Source organism: Pseudoalteromonas sp. 78C3, from assembly GCF_002836695.1.
GTDB lineage: Bacteria > Pseudomonadota > Gammaproteobacteria > Enterobacterales > Alteromonadaceae > Pseudoalteromonas > Pseudoalteromonas arctica.
In genome coordinates this window covers 1-7,336 of sequence record NZ_PJAV01000001.1, presented here as the reverse complement: position 1 = coordinate 7,336, position 7,336 = coordinate 1, and the positions used below count along the sequence as shown (strand labels likewise).

Genomic DNA, 7,336 nt, shown 5'->3' with positions numbered 1-7,336 from the left:
ATTTAAACGATTTAATGTTGCGCATATACATGGTTCGTTAAAAGGAAGTTTTCAGCGTAAAAGTTATTTTTTATTTTGGTTGAGACTTTTTTCCATACCAACGATTTATCAATGCCATGCAGCGCAAGTGGATAAATTTTTTGATAATTTAAATAGTAAACAAAAAAGCAGAGTAATTAATACGTTTAAAAAGTATGAATTATGCTTGTGTTTAGGATCTAGTTGGGTAAAAAAATTTGAGCGATTAACGGATAGAAATTGGAATATTTTATTCAACCCAGTTCCTGAAATTAAATTAAATAAAGTACAGCACGATACTTGCAACTTTACTTTTATGGGAGAGTTATCACAGCGTAAGGGCATTAAAGATTTGTTAAATGCTTTTGCATTGTCACCTTGCGATAATGCTCGTTTACTAATTGCAGGTAATGGCAACATTCAAGAAATCCACGATTTATGTAGCACATTAAAAATTGCAGACAAAGTTGAAGTTTTGGGCTGGATCGATAAAGAACAAAAACTGGAGCTACTATCTCGCACTGATGTCGTTGTACTACCAAGTTATGCTGAAGGCCTACCTATGAGCATTCTCGAAGCTATGTCCGTAGGTTTGCCTGTTATAACAACACCCGTAGGTGCAGTAGAAGATGCAATTACACACAATGTTCATGGTTTGTTAGTACAACCAGGTAACATAGAGCAAATTTCTGATGCATTAAATGAGCTCACACATAACATAGGCAAGCGAATCCAACTTGGAAAGGCTGCCAAGGGTAAGTTTTTAGAGTGTTTTAAAGATGATGTAGTAGCTAAGAAGCTCTCAGCTTTTTATGCAAAGCTTACAACAAATAATTAGTAGAGTATTTTGGAGAGTTTCATTGAATAAGAAGTACAATTTAACAATAGCCACTGATATAAAGGGTAAAGGTGGAGTTTCAAGTGTTCTAAAAGTTTTAGATGAGGCTGGCTTTTATAAAGATACGAATACAAAGTTGATAACTAGTCATAGTAACTATAATAATTTTAATTTGTTTTTTCAACTGGTCACATTTTCTTTTTGTATTTTAAAATTATTATACAATTTAGTTTTTTTTAATATTACTCTAGTTCATATTCATTTAGCTTCAAGAGGTAGCTATAAAAGAAAGTCTATCTTGACCCGTATTGTTTGCTTTTTTAAAGTGAAAATTATAATACACCTTCATGGCGCTGAGTTTAAAGAGTTTTATAATAATGAATGTGATGATGCTAAAAAAAATCATATTAAAAACACCTTTAATATGGCTGATAGAGTCATTGTACTATCTACACAATGGTTAGATTGGATTGACTCTATTTTGTTAGATAAAAGTAAAGGTCTTGTGGTCTATAATGCAGTACCTGAGCTTCCTATATTTGAAACAAAAGTAGAAAAACATTTTAACTTTGTTTTTTTAGGTCGCTTAGGAGAGCGAAAAGGAGTAGCTGATCTTATATCTGCTTTTTCTCGAGTTTTAAAGTTACATCCAAACGCCAGACTTTTGCTTGGCGGTGATGGTGATTTAAATAAGTATAAACAAATTGTTCGTGATTTAAGTATTGAAAATGAAGTGAAATTTTTGGGCTGGATTTCTGGAAATGAAAAGCTTGAGATTTTGAAAAAAGCTAACTCATATGTACTTCCAAGTTACAACGAAGGTTTTCCTATGGGTGTTCTTGAAGCAATGTCTTGTAAAATCCCTGTAATTGCTTCAAGGGCGGGTGGTATACCTGACGCAATTACATCTAATGAGGAAGGTATATTAATTGATGCAGGTGACACAAATGCGTTAGTTAAGGCAATGCTCTTTTCTATTGAATCACCAGAAAAAGTTGAAAGCATGCAAAACAAGGCTTTTATAAAGTATTTAGAAAACTTCAGTCCAAATACGGTTGTTCCTCAAATAATAAAAATTTACAAAGATTTAGGTGCTATTTAAATGAACCAAAATTTATCTGAATGTAAAAAGCAAATTTTAAAGTCTGCGCAGGAAAGTAGTTATGCTGGTCAGGACCCATTTGATGGGCTGAATAGTAGTCTATTTAACTTTTTCCCAAAACTAAAAACTGGCATATTTGGCCTCGCATTTATTCAACTTAATAAGCGATTAGCAATAAATATTAGGCCTTTGCTGGGTGTACCTAGAATGCGAAACCCAAAAGGCATTGGTTTATTTATTTTAGGTTTATTGGAAGACTATAAAGCAACAAATGAGAAAATATATTTAGATGAAGCCAAAGAACTTGCTGACTGGTTGCTTACCCAACAAAGCGATAAAACTACTTGGTTACATAGTTGTTGGGGATATCATTTTGACTGGAATGCCCGCGCTTTTTTTGTGCCAAAGGGTAAGCCCAACGTTATTACCACTATTTATGTGGCACAAGCTTTATACGCATTAAGTGAAGTGACCGGCGAAAATAAATATAGAGAACCAGCGCTTGATAGTGCTCATTTTATAGTTAAAACTTTATACAAAGAAAGTGATGATAAACAGTTTTTTGGCTACATACCAGGTGAAAATACATTTGTACATAACGCAAGTCTATGGGGCGCTGCATGGGTAGCAAAAGTGGCTACACTTACAAGCAATGAAAATTATAAGCAGCTTGCTTTAAATGCTGCGCGTCAGTCAGTAAAAGGTCAGGGAACTGATGGCTCTTGGGTTTATGGCGCTCGCCATCATCATCAATTTATAGACGGTTTTCACACAGGCTACAATTTAGAAGCATTACGCTTATTAAGTGATGCTCTAAATACAGATGAATTTGAAGAGCCTATTAAGCTAGGATTACAATATTATAAAGAGCACCTATTCGAAAAAGACGGTACCGCTAAATATTATAATAACAACCGTTATCCATTAGACATGCATAGTGTGTCGCAAGCTATTTTTACGTTATTAAAAGTAGGTAAAACAGCCGATGACTTTGCTATGGCTGAAAAAATAATAAACCGATCTATTGAAACACTGTACCTATCAAAAGAGCAGCGTTTTATTTATCAAAAAAATAAGCTTTTTACTAATAAAATAAACTACATACGTTGGACCCAAGCGTGGGTTTATTATTCATTTGCTTACTTTCATAGTCAAAAACATAGCCAAAAAATTAGTTAACAAAGTAGAAGCTGAACCACTTTTAAAACGGATATAAAAATGAAACGAATTGAATTTCTAAAAGCACCAATGGATATAGCAACAATGGAAGAAACAGTTTCTTTTATTGAAAGTAGAATAGAGAAAAAGCAATTTTTACAGCACGTGGTAGTTAATGTGGCAAAAATTGTGAACATGCAAAAAGATCCTGTTTTAGCTGATTCAGTAAGAGCGTGCGATTTAATAAATATAGATGGTATGGGCGTCGTGTTTGGGGCCCGCTTTTTAGGTCATGATGTACCAGAACGTGTTGCTGGTGTTGATTTATTCCATGAGCTATTAACAATGAGTGCAAGACGAGATTTCCCTGTGTTTTTACTCGGTGCTACCGAAGATGTAGTTACTAAAACCGTTGATAAAGTGACAGCGCAAAATCCTAATTTAATAATCGCTGGGTATAACGATGGCTATTTTTGGGATGATGAGGAAGCTGTTGTTAATAAAATACGTGAATCAGGTGCAAAGTTATTATTTGTAGCAATTACCTCACCCAAAAAAGAAAACTTTATCAATAAGTGGCAAGACAAATTAGGTGTTGATTTTGTTATGGGCGTAGGAGGTACATTTGATGTAGTAGCTGGAAAAGTTAATCGTGCACCACGGTGGATGCAAAACGCAGGCTTAGAATGGTTTTATAGAGTTATGCAAGAACCTGGCAGAATGTGGAAGCGTTACTTAATTACAAACTCTAAATTTGCATATTTACTACTTAAAGATAAATCAAAATAATAAGTATATGAATGATTAAATCCTTAGAGTACTTCAGAGCTATAGTTGTGTTTTTATAGTTGCAGGCAACATTTAATATTGAAATTATCAAAGCAAATAATTCTTTGCACTAATTATTCAGAGTATTATTTTACTTCAATACTAAAGTGCTATTAATAATGATTGCCTAAAGACATATTAGTATACGCACAAGGATGGTGTTTTATTTTGGATGATTTCAAGTTTTAATTTTAAGTATGATAATTTTTGTAATACTACTTTGTTTGTTAATTGTGGTTATGGTAAAACTTTAAAAGTGTCGTCGCCCTATGATTGGCTTAGTTATGTAAGCTAGGTTTTATAACAATGAATTTATTTTTGCTATTTAAATTTTCTCTTGATACCTCGTACAGTAAATTGCTTCAGTATAAGAGGTTAACTAGAAAGCCCTTGCTCAACTTTATAAACTTAAATTAAACATTTTCTAGTTATTTGGTATTGAAGTTTTACCCTGATTTCTTTGTTTATCATTGCTTTTAGCTTTTTTTGTTGTTTTACATTGTTATTTTAGTAATAAAGTAATCCTTTTGTAGTGTTTTTTGTTTTTTTTGATCTTGTTTGTATATATAATGTCCTGAATTAATAATAGGAATAGTAACCTTAATAAAGGTTACTTTAAATTTGATGCATGATAATGGACTTTTTATTTTCGAGGGAAGAAATGATTAAAACATTAACAAAATTTAAAAAATTAAGCGCAATGATTGCACTTACTTTAGCTAGCTCGCAAACATTAGCAGCAGACTTAGGTGTTGCAAATAACTTTTCTGCATTTGTATTTGACGAGTTTAAGTCTCACGTAGGCCGTGCTGATGGCGCTATTGCTGCTGGCGATATTAATTTAAAAGGTGTTTACAGTGTTGGCTATAACCGCTCATCGAGCCCTAATGAATATTACTTAATCAGCGAAACAGGCATTGAATTTGAGCGCGGTCGCCAGTTTGTTGGTAGCATGCTTGCCGGTGGTGGTATTGACACCCATTGGAGTGTGCGTTGGAGCATGGAGCAAGGTTCAAGCATTAAAAGCCACCAAGATGAATCTGCATTCCCGTTTAGCTTTGATGAGCAAGAAGAATACTATAAAAGTTTAAGCTCAGAACTCAATCAGCTTGACGAAACAGGTACAGCTAAATGGACGTGGGGTGGGCTTTACCTAAAAGGTGATAGTACATCTGAAACTCAAGTATTTAATGTAGATGCTGAGCGATTTGCTAAAGCTCATACTTTTAAAGTTCGTGGTATACCTAAAGGCGCTACTGTTATTTTTAATATAACAGGCGATCAAAATGTAAATGTAAGAAGTAAAAGCTTTGCTAGGTTAAGAAAGCATACTTCTAAAACTGTATTTAATTTTGTTGATGCTCAAAATCTTAATATTAAAGGTAGCCGCTGGGAAGGGGTGATTTTAGCTCCTTATGCTGATATTAAAGCCTCTTTTGGTATCGCAAAAATGCCTGTAATTGGCCAGAGTTTTCGTGGTTCGATGGCATTATTAGGTGGTGAGTTTAAAGGGAACCTACCATCTGTTGCTGAACCAATTGCTCCATTTGCAATGGAACCAAAATGGCAATGGAATTCTAGTGACTTTATGCCGCAATACAATCAAGTAATGAGCACTCCAGTTATTGTTCAGCTAAATGATGATAACAATGACGGTGTTATCAATAATAGTGATGTGGCTGATATAGTCGTTGTTACCTTTAAAAATGGAGATTACTCACACGGAGTTGTAAGAGCGCTGAGCGGTATTAATGGCACTGAGTTATGGGATTACTCTCAAGGTGCGATTATGGCTGATGCGGCATTCTCGGTGGGGGCGGCTGACTTCGACAATGATGGTATAGTTGAAATTATTGCTACGAGTAGGTTTGAAGATTTTGTATCTGTGATTGATAATACTGGAGTAGCAAAAAAACAAATAGGCAAGATCAATTCTGGCTGGAGAACCACCAGTGATATAGCTATAGCAGACATTAATAACGATGGTTCTTTAGAGTTTACGCTTGGAGATGCTGTTTATAATTATGATACTGGCTCGTTATTCAATTTTAATAGGTCACCAACATCTACTATTTTTGATTCAAACAATGATGGTATCCAGGAAGTATTTACCAATGGTAAGTTACTAGATGAAAATGGCGCTGTTCTTTGGTCATATAAGGGTGAAAATGACGTATGGTTCTCATCTGTCGCCGATATCGATGATGATAAAAAGCCTGAGATTATATTGTCAATTCCTTCTGGTACTTTATCACAAGAAAAAAGTCGAGTAGTAGTACTTGAACATAATGGCAACGTTAAATGGGAAGTTAATACTGAGGTTAACTCAGGTGGTGGTGCACAAGCCATATCAAACTTTTTAGGTTCAACTCGTATGGGCATTGTAAACGCGGGTTACACAGCTGTTACTATGTACGATAAAGATGGGCAGTTAGTGTGGTCTGTGGCTAACGATGACGAGTGGAGTGGTAAAATAGGCGTAAGCGCTTATGACTTTAATGGCGATGGTATTGATGAAGTAATAGTTCAAGATCATCTTACTGTTAGAGTGCTTAATGGTGTTAATGGTGAAGTTTTATCAACCGTTGATAATTCAACGGCATCACTTTGGGAATATCCAATAGTAGTAGATTTAGAAGGCGATAATAACGCTGAGTTAGTTGTTGTTTCTAATAACTATGATTCTCGCTGGTTAATTAACAACGGTGTAACTGTATATGGCGCTGCTGATAGTAGTAAACCATGGAAAAATGCGACTAGAATATGGAATCAGCATTCTTACCATCAAACTAATATATCTCAAGATGGTCAAATTCCTAAAGTCGAAAAACCTAGTTGGTTAAATAATAATACATATCGCTCAAGTACAATTAAGTAAATATTTACTTTTTATTTAAAAAGCCAATTAAGTTTTTAATTGGCTTTTTTTATTGTTTATATTATTAACATTTTGTATTTCAAAAATAAGTAGGATTTACGTTTGTCGAAATTAAAAGCAGATCCAGCTATACGCAGTTTACTAAATCGTATGCCTAGTAATGTGCAAAAGAGCTTTACTGAAGAGCAGCTAGCTCATTTAAAAGTGGCTATAGGTGCAAGGCAGTGGGGTAAGCATGCTGTGGATTGCAGAGGTGTAATTAAGTTTTTTAAATACAGATACTATTTTGTTTTACTGGCTGGTCGTAACAGAAGAGAACTTAGTAAAAAAGAGCAAAAAATAGCAGCTATATCGCAGGCAATCACTATATCTATGTTTAGTTTTTTTGTTATTACAATTTTGCTGCTTATTATTTATTTAGTTAAGTCGGCTTTAGGTATTGATATATTTAGTAATTACTCTTTTGGGGTATGGGCTTGGTTTAAAGATTTGTTTAAATAAAAATAAGATGCTT

The 7,336-nt window shown here is 34.2% G+C and carries 6 protein-coding genes; all 6 read left to right on the top strand.

Annotation, left to right across the window (positions count from 1 at the left end; translation table 11 throughout):
- Positions 1-856: glycosyltransferase family 4 protein (locus CXF76_RS00030; RefSeq protein ID WP_101162735.1), on the top strand; the 856-nt coding region annotated here is incomplete at its 5' end.
- 22 nt (positions 857-878) lie between these two features.
- Entirely contained in the window at positions 879-1,958 is a 1,080-nt protein-coding gene (locus tag CXF76_RS00025; RefSeq protein WP_101162736.1) for a glycosyltransferase family 4 protein, read from the top strand.
- On the top strand, positions 1,959-3,137 hold the full coding sequence (locus CXF76_RS00020; protein WP_101162734.1) for an aspartate-semialdehyde dehydrogenase: 1,179 nt from the start codon (positions 1,959-1,961) through the stop codon (positions 3,135-3,137). It begins immediately after the preceding gene.
- Between the two features lie 39 nt (positions 3,138-3,176).
- Positions 3,177-3,905, top strand: a complete 729-nt coding sequence (locus tag CXF76_RS00015) for a WecB/TagA/CpsF family glycosyltransferase (protein ID WP_101162733.1) — start codon at positions 3,177-3,179, stop codon at positions 3,903-3,905.
- Positions 3,906-4,605: 700 nt separating this feature from the next.
- Complete coding sequence (locus CXF76_RS00010; RefSeq protein WP_101162732.1) at positions 4,606-6,822, top strand: choice-of-anchor A family protein; 2,217 nt, start codon at positions 4,606-4,608, stop codon at positions 6,820-6,822.
- Positions 6,823-6,924: 102 nt separating this feature from the next.
- On the top strand, positions 6,925-7,323 hold the full coding sequence (locus CXF76_RS00005; protein ID WP_024609247.1) for a hypothetical protein: 399 nt from the start codon (positions 6,925-6,927) through the stop codon (positions 7,321-7,323).
- Positions 7,324-7,336 lie beyond the last annotated feature (13 nt).

Coding starts and splice junctions, on each gene's coding strand:
- CXF76_RS00020 (WP_101162734.1), top strand. CDS start 1,959: ATGAACCAAAATTTATCTGAATGTAAAAAGCAAATTTTAAAGTCTGCG.
- CXF76_RS00015 (WP_101162733.1), top strand. CDS start 3,177: ATGAAACGAATTGAATTTCTAAAAGCACCAATGGATATAGCAACAATG.
- CXF76_RS00010 (WP_101162732.1), top strand. CDS start 4,606: ATGATTAAAACATTAACAAAATTTAAAAAATTAAGCGCAATGATTGCA.